Below are 15,216 nucleotides of genomic sequence, written 5' to 3'. Positions count from 1 at the left end.
TATGTCTTAAATTGATCCCGGGACGCGGCGATGGACAGCCTCAGTGGCATTTCGATGTTTGTGCAGGTGGCTGAAACCCGCAGTTTTACCGAGGCGGGACGGTTGCTCGGCGTATCGTCCTCGGCGGTGGGCAAAAGCATTGCGCGTATCGAGGATCGCCTGGGCGTGCGGCTCTTTCACCGCAGCACGCGCAGCATCACGTTGACGGCCGAAGGCGCCTTGTTCCTGGAACGGTGCCGGCGCATCCTCGGTGAGGTCGAAGCGGCGGAAGCCGAACTGTCCGATGCCGCAGGCAGCCCTCGTGGAAGGTTGCGGATCAGCACGCCGCAACTGTCCGGCCTGATCATGCCCGTGCTGGACGGCTTCATGACGAAATACCCGGAAATCGAGCTCGATGTCGATCTCTCCGATCGCATGGTGGATATCATCGAGGAAGGTTTCGATGCCGTCATTCGCACCGGTGAGCAGCACGACTCGCGGCTGGTATCCCGACGCCTGGGTTCCTGCGGGCAAGTGCTGGTCGCCTCGACCGGATATCTCAAGCGACACGGGGTACCCACGCATCCTTCCGAACTCGTTCGGCACGCCTGTTTGCTGCATAAATTTCCCGTCAGCGGCAAGCTGGAACGCTGGCCGTTCCAGCTCGCTGCATCGGAAGCGGAGCCGGAGTTACCGCAAACATTCGTCAGCAACACCATTGAAGTCCTGGGCTTTCTTGCGCTTCAGGACAAGGGCTTGGCCCTCCTGCCAACCTTCCTCGTGCGGGATGCTCTGGCGAGCGGTGCATTACATATCGTGCTGGATGATTTCATGGATCAGACCGTCACCTTCTGGATCTTGTGGCCGGCAAGCCGTTACGCCTCGCCCAAGCTGCGCGTTTTCATCGACTATGTCAGCGAGAATCTGCAAATCTAGATCGAGCAGGATGTGGCGCCAGGGGCGAACTCCCGCGGCCGTCACATGGGCTGCATCGCGCATCGCCTGGAGGAACGGTGTCTGGTAGGTAGACCGCGCTCGCGGCGGCGGCGTGTCAAACCTGTCGTGGTAGCGGACTCAGATGTCCGAAATGATCGGAACCCAAGACCATTTATCTTCATTCCCACAAACTCTACTATTGCGATGTCGCTGAGCAGGGTCATCCGCACAGCCTTACATTGGGGAGTTCTCTTGAACAACATCGCGACGCCAGCTTCGGGCTCCGGCAAAATCAGGGTCGGCGTCATTGGCCTGGGCCATTGGTCGGAATATGGGCACCTCCCTTCGCTGAAACTGCTGCCGGAATATGAACTGACGGCGGTGTATAGCCGCAGCCAGGAAAAGGCGGCATCGCTGGTCGCCCGCCATGGCTTCAAATACGCGGCAGCATCGCTGCAGGAACTGGCGTCGCATCCCGAAGTGGATCTCGTACTCGTGTTGACGCCCGCGTTCCAGCACGAAGAGGGCATCCGCGCTGCCATCGCGGCCGGCAAGGACATCTACTGCGAATGGCCCCTGACGCCGAGCACTGCGTTGTCGAGCGAGTTGCTCGCGTTGGCCGACAAGGCGGGCGTACGCACCATCATCGGTCTGCAGCGGCGGCTCAATCCGGGCTACCGTTATGTGCGCGATTTGCTGGACCAGGGCGAGATCGGAGAAGTACGTTCGGTGCGCCTGCATGTGAGTGTCGAGTACTTCCAGCGTGAACGGCCTGCGTCGCTTTACTACACGGTACCCGAAGAGAACTTCTCCAGCCTTCTGTCGATCTATGGCGGCCATTTCCTGGACGCTTTGTTCACGACGATGGTCGGCTATCCGCAGAGCCTGTCTGCGCTGACTGTCAACCAGTTCAAAGAAGTCACTCTGATAGAAACCGGAGAAACGCTGCCGCACACCAGCCCTGACCAGGTGGTGCTGGCAGGGACTTTCGCCAATGGCGCCGTGCTGACGGTCCATCTCGAGGCGGGAAAACGTAATAATTTCGGAGTGCAGATCGATATCACCGGCAGCAAGGGCGATCTGAAAATCTCGAATACCACCAGCTTCGGCGACGCTTTCAACCGCATAGAAATCGCGCGAGGTGACGCACAGCCGCTAACCACGCTGGCTATTCCGGCGGAATATGAATGGCTGCCGCCGGGAAAACTCGGGGCGAGTGTTGTTGAATTGGCGAACCTGTACGCCGCCCATGCACGTGACGTAAAGACCGGTTCGACGCTTGCGCCGACTTTCGCGGACGCGATCCGCATGCATGAACTGATTGAACAGATCGTGGAATCGAATCGTGAGGGCAAGCGCGTCCAGCTCTCCTTCAGCACGCCCGGTTAAGCCGGGCAGCCGGCCGAGCGCCCGTCCGCTCATGGGGGACTAATTGGGGGTATATTTAGATGATTGCCTAACTATCGTATTGAGAGTGAATCGTGAAACCATCCCGCCAAGCAAGGAGCGCTATAACTGAAAGACAGTTTGAGTTGATTGCTCAGGCTCTGGCGGCCCCACGGCGATATCAGATACTCAAGGAAGTCGGCTCCACGACCGGCGCATATCCGTGCACCGCGCTGCTTACCACGCATGGCGTGACAGCAGCCACACTTTCGCATCACATCAAGGAATTGGAACGTGCAGGGCTGATCGAGATAATCCGCGAAGGGAAATTCATGAACTTGAAGATCAAACGTGATGTCCTCCAGGCTTATCTCCATCAACTCTCGACAATCTAGTTTCTTGCAGGCCTTGCATCTTCCATCTGCAAAGACAGCCTGATCAGCGTCGGCGGAAAATCCGTGGAAGTGGACTGACGAGTCCGGTATCACGGCCCGTGTACCCACATTGCCATCGATAGTTAGACGATTGTCTAACTATCGAATCGACAAGCGATGTGGATTTTCAATCTCTTCATTCTTGAACTTGAGTTATGACTACACTTTTTGATCCTATCAAGCTCGGTGATCTCGAACTGCCGAATCGCATCATCATGGCGCCCCTGACCCGTTGCCGCGCCGAAGACCGTGTGCCCAACGCGCTCATGGCGCAATACTATGCCCAGCGAGCGTCTGCCGGCCTGATCCTCAGCGAGGCAGTGTCGGTTACCCCGATGGGCGTCGGCTATCCCGATACCCCCGGAATCTGGTCGGAGGAGCAGGTGCTCGGATGGACCGAGGTCACCAAGGCCATCCACGATGCCGGCGGCAGAATCTTCATGCAGCTTTGGCATGTCGGCCGCATCTCTCACCCGACCTATCTCGATGGCCAGACGCCTGTCGCGCCCAGCGCAATTGCGGCACGGGGACATGTCAGCCTGATCCGTCCCAAGGTCGATTTTCCGGTCCCGCGTGCCTTGGAAACATCAGAAGTTGCTGGAATCGTCGAGGCTTATCGGCAAGGTGCAGATAACGCAAAGCGGGCCGGTTTTGATGGTGTTCAGGTCCACGGCGCCAATGGATACCTCCTGGACCAGTTCCTCCAGAGCAGCACGAACAAGCGTACCGATCAATATGGTGGTTCCCGCGAAAACCGTGCGCGACTGCTTCTCGAAGTGACTGACGCTGCAATCGGAGTGTGGGGGCCGGGCCGCGTAGGTGTGCATCTTGCGCCTCGCGCCGACGCGGGTGAGGACGGTCACGTCGATCACAGCATGGGGGACGATAACCTGCTCGAAACATTCAAATACGTCGCACGCGAACTGGGCAAGCGCAAGATTGCCTTTATCTGCACCCGCGAAAAAGAAGGTGAAGACAGCATCGGACCGCTCCTGAAGAAAGAGTTCGGCGGTACCTACATTGCGAATGAGTTGTTCACGCAGGAGAGCGCCAGCGCCTGGCTGGAAATCGGGAAGGCGGATGCAGTGGCGTTTGGCATTCCGTTCATTGCCAACCCTGACCTGCCGGCACGCTTCAAGGCAGGTGCTCCGCTGAATACGCCGCGCCCGGAGCACTACTATGTACGAGGCCCGGTCGGGTACACCGACTATCCAGCAATGGAAGCGGCGTAACGATGTAATCCGCTCGTTGATCCGGTCTGATGCCAAGGATCAACGAGCGGCCTTTTATACATGGCAGGTAGTGTGACCGGGAAATCTGGACCTGGCGCCGGTTACCTTGGTACCTGATGCGGCCCTATCCCACCCTGCGTGGGTAAAAACCAGGGTGTACTCGCCCTCGTTACGTCGTTACGTCGTTACGAAGCCACCAAGGGTCCGGCGGCATCCGGGCTTCAGCTACGGTTAGGGCTCCATACTTTGCGCGAGGTCATCGCTATCGCCGTCACCAGCGTGTAAGCGGCGAGCGACGCAGCGACAATCGCCGCCAGTCCAGGCATGCCGGCCCCAAGGAACTTGACCGCTATCAAGCCAATACCCGCGGCTATGATCATCCGTAAGGTCGAGCCCAGGTACGGCCATAGAACATGGCCAGCGCCTTGCGCTGCAAAGGAGATAACAAAGCCAAATCCCAGAAGGCCATAGGCGGGAGCGACAATGTGCAGGTAGGTCATGGCAGGCGCCAGCACATTGGCATCGTGACTGAAGAGATGCAACCACGACAGTGGCCACAGGGCGACGATCAGACCGATCGTTTCGGTCAGGCCAACACCGACCGCGACAGACACCCACGCGATCTGTTTCGCACGCGCGACTTGTCCCGCGCCAATGTTGATGCCCACCATGGTGAGCACCCCGGACGACAATCCAAACAGGATCGGGATCATCACGTAGTCGAGGCGCGACGCGATACCGTATCCCGCAAGCACACTCGTTCCGAACAGGCCCACGGCGCCGGTAACGAGGATGACAGTCAGATTGGTCTGGACCGTATTGAGCGCGGCGGGCGCGCCCACTTTGAGAATCGACGCAAAGAGCCTGCCCTCCAGCCGCGCGAATTTCAGCGTCAAACCGGAGCGACCCGACATCATGTAGCGCAGTAATACCAGCGTGGCGGCGCCGTAATAGATGGCAAACGCAAGGCCGGCGCCGCCGATTCCGAGACGCGGGATCGGACCGAAACCGAAGATCAGGATCGGAGAGGCCGGAATCATGACAAGCGCGCCGATCAATGTCACCGTGGCAGGAACCTTCACGTTGCCCGATCCTCGTAGCGCGGCTGCGAGCAGGTTGACGATCCATACGGCAATCGATGCGGCGAACAAATTGTTCGAGTACTCGACGGCAGCATCCAGTGCGGCGTTCCTGCCACCGAGCGCACGGTACAACAGCGGGCCACACCAAAGGATCCCGAGCGTGAAGACGGCGCCAACGATAACTGCAAGGACAATGGCATGTAGAACAAGCGCGTCGGCGTCCTCCTGCCGCCCTGCTCCGACGGCTCGTGCCACGGCCGATCCCACACCGCTGCCCAGACCGCCCGCGGACATCGTCATCATCAGCATGAAGACGGGAAAGACGAGCGCGACGCCGGCCAGCGCACTCGTGCCCAGGAAGCCGACGTAGTAGGCCTCAGCGATATTGACCGCAGTTTGAGCCAGCAGAACGATCAGCGTTGGCAATGACAATCGAAGCAAGGTGGACAGAATCGGACCCTCAAGGATCGCCTTGCGCGCGGCCGCCTTGCGACTAGCGGCCGCCGTTCTGGGCGAGCCGGGATTGCCGGGATTGCCCGGACTGGCGACGACGCCTGCGTCGATATCTGCGGTAGCGGTAGACGATTCTGTCATGACGGATTCACCGTCGACAGCGGCGCTACCGAAAGCCTATCGATCGGCACGCCAGCGGGCGCCCCCGCATGCCCGCCGTCCGCGACGATCTCTGCGGCATGGATATGCGCCGCGTCTCCGGTGATAAGTGCAACCTTGTCTTGAGGTTTCATGCGAGTCCTTACGCTGGTTTATTGAATTACGATCGTAATTTTAAAGTATGAGTATAATCCTATACGCATGGACCGTATCAATTGATTCGGCGATTCCGCTCAACCCGGGGCGAACGACGCCAACGAGTCATAGGGAGTGCGGCGGCAGCGGCATTTGTTAAGGAGAAACGCACCATGCGATACGAAAAAGGACATAGCGACGTAACGCGGCAACACATCATTGATGTAGCTTCGCGACGGTTCCGCGAGCAAGGGGTCGCTGCCGCCGGCATCGCCTCAGTCATGTCCGATGCCGGTCTGACGAATGGCGCTTTCTATACGCACTTCGAATCAAAGGAAGATTTGTTTCGCCAGGTCCTGCTTGACGCACTCGGCAAACGCAAGGAGCTGTTGGGCGGAGTAATCGATAGCGGCGCGGGTCTTGAGGGCGTCGTCCGAAACTACCTTAGCGCACGCCATAGGGATCATCCAGGGAAGGGCTGCACGACCTCGGCGCTCGCCGCGGAGGTCGCGCGCCACCCGAAATCCACTCGTGAGGTTTTCACCTCGAAGATCGATGAGTTCATTGAGCTGATGGCCGCTCAATTCCCGGCGCCTTCGGCGCAAGCGCGCCGGCGTGATGCCATCGCTTTGTATGGAATGATGGTAGGAACGCTCCAGCTAGCTCGTGCTGTCAGCGACAAGAACTTTTCCGACGAGATTTTGGAAAGCGGCATCGAGGCTGCTATCGCGTTTATCAACAGGGACGCTGGTTGACCGGATCGGGCGCAAGCCGTCGCCTGGCGATTTTGCCGATCCGTTATTTCGTTCGCGGGCCCTCGGCCCGCTTGGCGGAGACCTTGGCCGCCGGTTTTCGAGGTGCCCGGCTGTTTGGATTCGGACGCGTCAAAAGCGAAAATGCGATTGAAAAGAAGTCGTCGAGCGGCTCCCGGCTATCGACGACTTTCATTCGTATCACCGCCCCTTCCCAGCTATTGGTCAAGAAGCGCGCCACCTTCCCGGCGTCGAGATCGGTAGTCACGCTGCCTTCCGACTGAGCCTCGCGAATGGCGACTTCTATGAGCTCACTCAATGCGTTGAGAGACTGATCGAGAGCCTCTCGGATCAGCGGCATGGTGTCCGACGTCTCGGCAGCAAAGTTGCAAATCAGACATCCCTTGTCATAACCGGAACGAGCAAACCGCGCCGCCATGAATTCGAAGTGGTTTCGAATACGATCGAGCGGCGCGAGGGTTTTGTCTGACAGCGTCTCTCTCTCGCAGTCTTTTCCGTAGACCTCCAGCACCTCCAGTGCCAGGAGTTCCTTTGCCTTGAAATAGTTATAAAACGTACCCTTCGGCAAACCGGCCTTGTCGACAATGTCTTGCACGCTGCACGCACTGAATCCGAGCGCGTGAAAGCGATCTACCGCAGCATCGACAATTTTCTCGCGCACTTTTGAAGCCATGAAATCCCTCAGATACCTGATTTATACGACCGATCGTATGTATTTTATCGGGTGAAGCAGGTTAGCCCATCGAGGGGCACTTAACGGTTGCGGTCGAATGAATTGGCGCCTGCTCCCACGCGATGGGTGTTGACGGATAATACGGCCAGTCGTATTATCCGTCAACACCCATCGGAGTTCAGTCATGAACGGCACGCCGCGGCAACTCGGAAAGCGAGCCAGTTTCTGGGTCGCGGCGGCTATCGTTGCCCACACGCTCTGGACCAGCGCGGCGCCGGCTATGACCTATCGGCTCTACGCATCAGAGTGGGGCCTGAATACCACTACTACGACCGCGATCTTCGCCATCTATCCCATCGTTGTCGTCGGCGTACTCATATGTCTTGGCGATATCTCCGATCACATAGGACGCCGCGCCACGATGTTGCTCGGGCTGGCCGCGTCGCTGGTGGGCGTACTGCTGTTCGCTATCGCGCCGAATGTCTTCTGGATCTTCATCGGCCGGTCGTTCATGGGCCTCGGCGTCGGCTTATCCGCTGGCCCATCGACTGCCGCGATGATCGAGTTCAGCGCAGCGGGCCAGGCAAAGCGCGCGAGTTCCATCACTACTGTCGCCCAGGCAGTCGGGTTAGCGGCGGCAACACTCAGCGCAGGCGCGCTGATCGAGTACGCCCCCTTTCCCACGCGCCTGAACTTCTGGGTGTTATTCATTGTTCTCGCTGCGGTGTTCGTGGCCGCGTGGTTCTTGCCGCGCCACACATCGGGCGAAACTTCCGGACCTTGGCATTTCAAGGCGCCCAGCATACCCAAAGGCCTTCGCCAAGTATTCGCCATGTCGTCCACCGCGATCCTGACTGCCTACGTCGTCGGTGCGCTGGTCCTGTCGCTTGGTGCTCAGATCGCGCACGATCTCGTCGGCTTCGGCAAACACACTGGTCGATGGCGCGGCGATCTCGCTGTTCGCCGTGGTGTGGGGCATATGCGGACTTCTGGCGAAGCGCCTTCCGTCCCGTTTGGCCATGACGCTCGGAGGATTCGCTTCCGCAATCGGGATGGCTCTCCTCGCGCTATCAGTTGACCAACACTCCCTGGCAATCTTTCTTGCGTCAATTGCAGTGACGGGAATCGGTTACAGCCTCTTGTTCCTCGGCGGTCTGAGCTTAATTAATACCTATGCGCCCACGCATCATCGAGGCGGTACGTTTTCAGCCCTATACCTGGTCGCTTACCTGATGCAGGGGTTCGTTGCGCTCCTTCTCGGCGCCACGGCCACTACCTGGGGGCTTGAAGTAGCGATTGATCTTGGTTCAACCGCCATAGCCATGTTTGCCATCATCGTCATCGTGCTTCCGCTTTTAATCACCCTACCGTCTCCTATCCCGGCTTAATTTTCTGGAAGACACTCATGAGTCAATTGTTTTCGCCACTGACGCTGCGAAGCTTGGTGATCCCCAACCGCATCGTCGTTTCACCCATGTGCCAGTACTCAGCCCAAAACGGCGAGGCCAATTCCTGGCACTTCATTCATCTGGGCAATCTTGCCCTTTCTGGCGCCGGCATGTTGTGCATCGAAGCCGCAGCGGTCGAACCGGACGGTCGCATCACGCCCGGCGACCTTGGCTTATGGGACGACACGACGGAGGCAGCGCTCAAGCCGGTATTTGCGGCGATCCGTCAGCATTCGAAGATCGCCGTGACGATGCAATTGGGACACGCGGGTCGAAAGGCGTCCAGTGCCGTGCCATGGAAAGGCGGCCAGTTGATCCCGGTAGCCAAAGGAGGATGGGTGACCCACGGTCCTTCCGCGCGAGCTCAGATGGAAGGCGAGGAACCGCCACTCGCCCTGGAACCTTCGGGCCTTGATCGAATACGAGAAGCGTTTGTCGCCTCGACAATACGCGCGGCACGGCTAGGAGTCGATGGCCTGGAAATTCATGCAGCGCATGGTTACTTGCTACATGAATTCCTGTCGCCGATCGCCAACCACCGGACTGATGCATACGGCGGCTCATTGGAAAACCGGATGCGCTTCCCGCTCGAAGTCTTCGATGCCGTACGTGCTGCATTTCCCGCTGAAAAGCCCATCGGTGTGAAGGTATCGGCGACCGACTGGATGGATGGCGGCTGGGACATCGAGCAAACCATCGCATTCTCCAGGGAGCTAAAAAATCGCGGTGTCGATTGGATCGACGTGTCGTCGGGCGGCATCTCACCGCTACAAAAAATCACCGTAGGGGCGGGTTACCAGGTTCCATTTGCGCAGGCAGTAAAAGACGCTACTGGCGTCAACACGTTTGCGGTAGGCCTGATTACCGATGCTCGCCAAGCCGAAGAAATTATCGCGAGTGGCAAGGCTGACGCAGTCGCTCTTGCGCGCGCCATGCTGTATGACCCTCGCTGGCCGTGGCACGCGGCAGCGGAACTCGGGGCGGTCCTCGAAGCCCCTCCACCTTATTGGCGTGCCCCGCCGCATGGACAGGGCGCGTTGTTCGCCAACACGACGTATGGCGCGCGCTGAACGATTGAACTTTGGTCGGGGATCTGCCGGTCGTGAGACGACCGGTCTACCGAACCTGTCCCCCGAAGGCAAGGCGATTCTGGCGGGGAGGCATTTCTCGCAGATTCGCTTTCCTCTCGACCATGGCGCGACCGGCCGCCCGTGGATCCGGCTAATAACCGGCCGAACGGCCAACGCCAGCCCAAAACCGGCAAATCCCCCGCGTTGACATCGTCGGTGGCGTAAAATACGCCCTTTCTCGCACCGGACGACCACCGCAATGACGCTCGCCTCCACCCCAGAGATCATCGCCGAGCTGAAGGCTGGCCGGATGGTGATCCTCGTCGACGAAGAAGACCGCGAAAACGAGGGCGATCTCGTCATCGCCGCCGATTTCGTGACGCCGGAAGCGATCAACTTCATGGCGCGCTACGGCCGTGGACTGATCTGCCTGACACTGACGCAGGACCGCTGCCGCCAGCTGAACCTGCCGCTGATGACGCAGCGAAACGGCACCCAGTACGGGACGGCGTTCACGGTGAGTATCGAGGCGGCCGAAGGCGTGACCACCGGCATCTCCGCCGCGGACCGCGCACGCACCATTCAGGCCGCGGTCGCGCACGACGCGAAAGCCGAGCACATCGTCCAGCCGGGTCACGTGTTTCCGATCATGGCGCAACCGGGCGGCGTGCTGGTCCGCGCGGGACATACGGAAGCGGGCTGCGACCTGACGGCCATGGCGGGCCTGACGCCTGCATCGGTGATCTGCGAAGTGATCCGCGACGACGGCGAAATGGCCCGGCTGCCCGATCTGATCGAATTCGCCGAACTGCACGGCATTCGTATTGGCACGATCGCGGACCTGATTCACTACCGCTCGCGCACGGAATCAATCGTCGAGCGCGTCGCCGAGCGCACCATGCAGACGGCGCATGGGGCGTTTCGCGCGGTGCTGTATCGCGATCAGCCAAGCGGTTCGCCGCATATTGCGCTGGTGCGCGGCCAGCCGTCGCCGGAACGGGAAACGCCAGTGCGCGTGCATGAGCCGCTGTCGGTGCTGGATCTGCTCGAAGTGGACTCGTCCACGCACTCCTGGACCCTCGACGCCGCGATGAAGGAAATCGCCGCCCGCGACCTGGGCGCCATCGTGCTGCTCAATTGCGGCGACACGAAAGAACATCTCGTCGATGTGTTCCAGGCGTTCGAGCGCGAGGACAAAGCGGCCGAACTGAAACGCCGCCCGATTGACTTCAAGACCTACGGCATCGGCGCGCAGATCTTGCGCGAATTGGGCGTGGGCAAGATGCAGGTGCTGTCGAATCCCCGCAAACTCGGCAGCATGTCGGGCTACGGCCTGGAGGTGACCGGGTTCATCCCCATGCCGGGCTGCCCCGCCACGACGACCTCGACGGATTCGGTCGACCCTGCTTCCATCGCCCATTTACGCTCGGTCTGACCAGCGCCAATCACCACACTGCATCACACTGAAAACGGATAAATAATGGAAATCGGACAATATCAACCGAACCTCGACGGCGACGGACTGCGCATCGGCATCGTGCAATCGCGCTTCAATGAACCGGTCTGCAACGGCCTCGTGGACGCCTGCACGGAAGAACTCGAACGGCTTGGCGTGATCGGTGAAGACGTACTGCTCGTCACCGTGCCGGGCGCACTCGAAATTCCGCTGGCGCTGCAAAAGCTGGCCGAATCGGGTCAATTCGATGCATTGATTGCTCTTGGCGCGGTGATTCGCGGGGAAACGTACCACTTCGAGTTGGTATCGAATGAAAGCGGCGCGGGCATTTCCCGTATCGCGCTCGACTTCGGCACACCGGTCGCCAATGCAGTCCTGACGACCGAAAACGACGAGCAAGCCGTTGCCCGCATGACGGAAAAGGGCCGCGACGCAGCACGCGTGGCGGTGGAAATGGCGAATCTCTCGGTCGCGCTGGAACAACTCGGCGGCGACGATGAAGACGAAGAAGACGAGGACCGCGCATGAAAAGCGCTCGACGACGCTCGCGCGAACTCGCGACACAAGGGCTTTATCAATGGTTGCTGTCGGGCGCGCCCGGCGGCGAGATCGACGCGCAGTTGCGCGGCGCGCAAGGCTTCGATAAAGCCGATCAGGAGCATCTGGACGCCATCCTGCACGGCGTGATCAAGGAAGCGGACATCATTTCCGCCGAATTGCAGCCGTGCCTCGACCGTCCGCTCGAACAGCTTTCGCCGGTCGAACGCGCGGTGCTGATGGTCGCTGCGTTCGAGTTCAAGCATCACCTGGACATTCCGTATCGCGTGGTGATCAACGAAGCGATCGAACTGACGAAGACCTTCGGCGGCTCCGACGGCCACAAATATGTGAACGGCGTGCTGGATAAACTCGCCGTCCAGTTGCGGCCGACGGAAGCGCAAGGCCGCGGGCAGCGCAGCTGAACGAACGGTCTTCCCCATTCATGAACTTCGCAAAAGAACCGTTGAACGCAGCTATCCGATACGCCGCCCGCGTGGACGCCATCGAGCCGTTCTATGTGATGGAACTGGCGAAAGAAGCGCAGGCGCTCGAACGCGCGGGGCGCAACATCATTCACATGGGCATCGGCGAACCGGATTTCACGGCGCCGGAACCGGTGATCGCGGCCGCCACCGACGCCTTGCGTCGCGGCGTCACGCAATACACGAATGCGCTCGGACTGGCGTCGTTACGCGAGGCTATTTCCGGGCATTATCGCGACACGTTCGGGCTCGATATCGACCCAGCGCGCATTGTGGTGACAGCGGGGGCGTCGGCCGCGTTACTGCTGGCGTGCACCGCGCTGGTCGATCGCGACGACGAAGTGCTGATGCCTGACCCGTGCTACCCGTGCAATCGCCATTTCGTGGCCGCTACCGAAGGCCGCCCGGTGCTGATCCCGAGCGGTCCGGCCGAGCGATTCCAGTTAACGGCCGCTCAGGTCGAAGCGCACTGGACACCCGCCACGCGCGGGGTACTGCTCGCGTCGCCGTCCAACCCGACCGGCACGTCCATTGAGCCGGACGAACTGGCGAAAATTGTCGATGTGGTGCGCGCGCACGGCGGTTTTACGATCGTCGATGAGATTTATCAAGGCCTGAGCTACGACGCGAAGCCCGTGTCGGCCCTTTCGCTGGGCGATGACGTGGTCACGGTGAACAGCTTTTCGAAGTACTTCAACATGACCGGCTGGCGGCTCGGCTGGCTCGTGGTGCCGCCAGCAATGGTCGCTACCATGGAAAAACTCTCGCAGAACCTGTTCATCTGCGCGTCGGCGCTCGCGCAGCATGCGGCGCTGGCGTGTTTCGAGCCGGCCACGCTCGCGATATACGAGTCACGACGCCTTGAATTCGGGCGCAGGCGGGATTTCATCGTGCCGGCGTTGCGTTCGCTTGGTTTCGAAGTGCCTGTTGTGCCGGACGGCGCATTCTACGTTTATGCCGACACGCGGCACGTCGCGCATCCGGCTGCCGGCGACAGCAACGCATTGACGCGTTCCATGCTGCATGACGCCGGGGTCGTTCTGGTACCCGGGACCGATTTCGGCTTCCATGCACCGCAGGACTATATCCGGCTGTCTTATGCGACGGCGTACTCACAGCTTGAAGAGGCTGTGCAACGGCTCAGGGCGCTATTTCGGGCTTGAACCGCAGATTCAAGGCGACCCGATCTCTTAGCGATCTATCAGGAAAGCAGAAGCAAAAAAGCCGTTCCAACGCGAGTTGGAACGGCTTTTTTGTGCTTTTTTGGATTACCCGGCCTGCGATTAGCGGCTAACGATTAACAACCCAAGCATCCTGCTTCTGCTGCTAACGCATGGCCTTTACGCGCCAAACTCCGCCGAAGCTACGTGCTTCGCTTGCGCATCGGCGTCATCGGTACTGTTGTGGTCGCTGGCTTGCGGTTCAGACTTGGCCGGCGCTGTAATGGCCGGAGCGCCGTCAAGCGTCACGTGCACACGCTTTTCGCCTGTTCCCGAGCTGGTGGGCGAAGCCGACGCCACCATCTGCTTGGGCGCAGGCGGCACCGGCGCTTGCGGCGTGACGATCGGCACATTGCGGCCCCGCGCTACATCACGAAAACGTGAACGTTCGGCCAGCACCTTTGCGCCGTAACCGCCGTCGTCCTGCGCCGTCGAACCCACGTAGAACTTCAATCCACCCGCCACCGAACCGCCACGCGCGATGCAATCCTTCAGCACCAGCGCACCGACCTTGATGTTCGCGAGGGGCTCAAGCGCTGCGTGCGAACCACCGAAGTACTGGAATTTGTCGGAGTGAACCTTCGACATCACCTGCATCAACCCTTGCGCGCCCACACCGCTTTCAGCATACGGATTAAAACCCGATTCGATCGCCATGACGGACAGCAGCAGCAGCGGATCGAGGCCAACCTCCCGACCGGTATCGAAGGCTGCTTTCACAAGCTCACCGACCGGCTCCTGCGCCACGTGATAACGCCGCGCAATGAAGTTCGCCACCAGGTTCTGCTCACGATCCGACACGAGCACCCGGTCGTCGCGGGCATCGGCGACAACTCGTTGCGACGAAATTGCACTGGCAAGCGTCGAAACGGTCGGCAACGTGCGGGGATCGAGCCCATTGGGCGACACGGCGAGACTCATGCCACCTGTGAGCTGACGGGTGCTGTCGTCGTCGCTAGCAGCGGCGCCGAGCGAAGTCGAATCGCCAGTACCCACAGTCCCGTTACGCAGATCCTCTTCACGCTGATGACCCAGCGCGAAGGGCGGAAAAGGTTGGCCGGAGAGCAACCGGGCAGGACCGGCCTGTACAGCGGCCGAGACGAGGGGCATGAGTTTGGCGGCGAAAGAGCCGCGCCAAGCCGGAAGCAGCCAGAGCGCCAGCGCGGTCACTACAGCAGCACCACCGACCAGGCTAAAAATCGTCAGACTCATGTGTTTGGCGCGACGCAGCACAGCGCGTAGATGAAGCGCCAGGCGAGCGTCGGGACGCCACGACAACCAAGCATTCATTGGATGGATCTCCCAAATTGCATGATTTCCGCAGATGAAAACCGGAAAAACTGGTCCATCACGCAGAAATCGACACCGCCAGCCCTGGGTTAGCCACGAGCGGTATCGGGAACACGGCACAAACCGTTGGGGGAACCTGACCGGAACATTTCGTTTCCGGGTGCGCGCAGCACGAAGGACATGCCGGGGCGCGCACACAGGTCACCACGCGAAAAACCGGCGAAGAAGAGCGCCGGCAAGAAAACCAAAGCCTTGATTCGCCGTACTAATCCGGCGCAGGTGACGCGTCGCGTCGTTTCAAAAGACCTGAGGCAGTGGTAAAAAGTTTCAATTGGTGTTGTCAATGCCAAAGGATTCTAGCAGGCTCAAATGATCCGTCAATGCTGGTAAATGTAAAAGCTATTACTTTCAGTAATTATGAACACCGTTCAGAACGGCGAGAGCGGCCTGCCAAGCCACTTTCCAGCG

General features: G+C 59.9%; 16 protein-coding genes. 12 read left to right on the top strand and 4 right to left on the bottom strand.

Annotated elements, in window-relative coordinates; genetic code table 11:
- Positions 1 to 30: 30 nt before the first annotated feature.
- The 4 genes from ACSQ8V_RS04725 (at position 31) to ACSQ8V_RS04710 (ending at position 3,967) form a co-directional block, all read left to right on the top strand.
- A complete protein-coding gene (locus ACSQ8V_RS04725; protein WP_436205038.1) occupies positions 31 to 915 on the top strand; it encodes a LysR substrate-binding domain-containing protein in 885 nt (294 codons plus the stop codon).
- 252 nt (positions 916 to 1,167) lie between these two features.
- Positions 1,168 to 2,304: a Gfo/Idh/MocA family protein gene (locus ACSQ8V_RS04720; protein WP_436205037.1), complete on the top strand. Its 1,137-nt coding sequence runs from the start codon at positions 1,168 to 1,170 to the stop codon at positions 2,302 to 2,304.
- Between the two features lie 92 nt (positions 2,305 to 2,396).
- Positions 2,397 to 2,696 carry a winged helix-turn-helix domain-containing protein gene (locus tag ACSQ8V_RS04715; RefSeq protein ID WP_213762578.1) on the top strand — a complete coding sequence of 100 codons (300 nt, stop codon included), beginning with the start codon at positions 2,397 to 2,399 and terminating at the stop codon, positions 2,694 to 2,696.
- A 194-nt stretch (positions 2,697 to 2,890) separates the two neighbouring features.
- Positions 2,891 to 3,967 carry an alkene reductase gene (locus ACSQ8V_RS04710; protein WP_436205036.1) on the top strand — a complete coding sequence of 359 codons (1,077 nt, stop codon included), beginning with the start codon at positions 2,891 to 2,893 and terminating at the stop codon, positions 3,965 to 3,967.
- Positions 3,968 to 4,188: 221 nt separating this feature from the next.
- Here ACSQ8V_RS04710 and ACSQ8V_RS04705 read toward each other — a convergent pair whose 3' ends face one another.
- Complete coding sequence (locus ACSQ8V_RS04705) at positions 4,189 to 5,643, bottom strand: MATE family efflux transporter (RefSeq protein WP_436205035.1); 1,455 nt, start codon at positions 5,641 to 5,643, stop codon at positions 4,189 to 4,191.
- Entirely contained in the window at positions 5,640 to 5,795 is a 156-nt protein-coding gene (locus ACSQ8V_RS04700) for a hypothetical protein (protein WP_436205034.1), read from the bottom strand. Before ACSQ8V_RS04700 ends, ACSQ8V_RS04705 begins: the two co-directional genes overlap by 4 nt.
- Positions 5,796 to 5,969: 174 nt before the next feature.
- Here ACSQ8V_RS04700 and ACSQ8V_RS04695 point away from each other — a divergent pair, with 174 nt between their 5' ends.
- The gene (locus tag ACSQ8V_RS04695) at positions 5,970 to 6,551 is read left to right on the top strand and encodes a TetR/AcrR family transcriptional regulator (protein WP_213762574.1); all 582 of its coding nucleotides are present in this window, start codon (positions 5,970 to 5,972) and stop codon (positions 6,549 to 6,551) included.
- A gap of 43 nt (positions 6,552 to 6,594) precedes the next feature.
- On the opposite strand, the gene ACSQ8V_RS04690 is transcribed toward ACSQ8V_RS04695, so the two are convergent.
- Complete coding sequence (locus tag ACSQ8V_RS04690) at positions 6,595 to 7,242, bottom strand: TetR family transcriptional regulator C-terminal domain-containing protein (RefSeq protein ID WP_436205033.1); 648 nt, start codon at positions 7,240 to 7,242, stop codon at positions 6,595 to 6,597.
- Positions 7,243 to 7,426: 184 nt separating this feature from the next.
- On the opposite strand from ACSQ8V_RS04690, the gene ACSQ8V_RS04685 reads away from it, so the two are divergent.
- From ACSQ8V_RS04685 to ACSQ8V_RS04655, 7 genes are all read left to right on the top strand, one after another.
- Positions 7,427 to 8,320 (top strand): MFS transporter, encoded by an 894-nt coding sequence (locus tag ACSQ8V_RS04685; protein ID WP_436205032.1) that lies wholly within the window; start codon positions 7,427 to 7,429, stop codon positions 8,318 to 8,320.
- Positions 8,208 to 8,630, top strand: coding sequence for an MFS transporter (locus ACSQ8V_RS04680; RefSeq protein ID WP_436205031.1), 423 nt, complete (start codon positions 8,208 to 8,210; stop codon positions 8,628 to 8,630). Before ACSQ8V_RS04685 ends, ACSQ8V_RS04680 begins: the two co-directional genes overlap by 113 nt.
- 17 nt (positions 8,631 to 8,647) lie before the next feature.
- Entirely contained in the window at positions 8,648 to 9,760 is a 1,113-nt protein-coding gene (locus tag ACSQ8V_RS04675) for an NADH:flavin oxidoreductase/NADH oxidase (protein WP_436205030.1), read from the top strand.
- 259 nt (positions 9,761 to 10,019) lie between these two features.
- On the top strand, positions 10,020 to 11,195 hold the full coding sequence (gene ribBA, locus ACSQ8V_RS04670) for a bifunctional 3,4-dihydroxy-2-butanone-4-phosphate synthase/GTP cyclohydrolase II (RefSeq protein WP_213762570.1): 1,176 nt from the start codon (positions 10,020 to 10,022) through the stop codon (positions 11,193 to 11,195).
- A 45-nt stretch (positions 11,196 to 11,240) separates the two neighbouring features.
- Positions 11,241 to 11,744 carry a 6,7-dimethyl-8-ribityllumazine synthase gene (gene ribH, locus ACSQ8V_RS04665; RefSeq protein ID WP_436181047.1) on the top strand — a complete coding sequence of 168 codons (504 nt, stop codon included), beginning with the start codon at positions 11,241 to 11,243 and terminating at the stop codon, positions 11,742 to 11,744.
- Positions 11,741 to 12,178 (top strand): transcription antitermination factor NusB, encoded by a 438-nt coding sequence (nusB, locus tag ACSQ8V_RS04660; RefSeq protein WP_213762568.1) that lies wholly within the window; start codon positions 11,741 to 11,743, stop codon positions 12,176 to 12,178. Before ribH ends, nusB begins: the two co-directional genes overlap by 4 nt.
- Before the next feature lie 20 nt (positions 12,179 to 12,198).
- Entirely contained in the window at positions 12,199 to 13,401 is a 1,203-nt protein-coding gene (locus tag ACSQ8V_RS04655; protein ID WP_436205029.1) for a pyridoxal phosphate-dependent aminotransferase, read from the top strand.
- A gap of 177 nt (positions 13,402 to 13,578) precedes the next feature.
- Here ACSQ8V_RS04655 and ACSQ8V_RS04650 read toward each other — a convergent pair whose 3' ends face one another.
- Complete coding sequence (locus ACSQ8V_RS04650; protein WP_436205028.1) at positions 13,579 to 14,748, bottom strand: transglycosylase SLT domain-containing protein; 1,170 nt, start codon at positions 14,746 to 14,748, stop codon at positions 13,579 to 13,581.
- Between the last annotated feature and the right edge of the window lie 468 nt (positions 14,749 to 15,216).

The organism is Caballeronia sp. LjRoot31 (assembly GCF_964253885.1).
In the GTDB taxonomy this organism is placed as follows: Bacteria; Pseudomonadota; Gammaproteobacteria; order Burkholderiales; family Burkholderiaceae; genus Caballeronia.
Note: the sequence above shows the minus strand (reverse complement) of the source record. Positions and strands in the feature narration are given on the sequence as shown.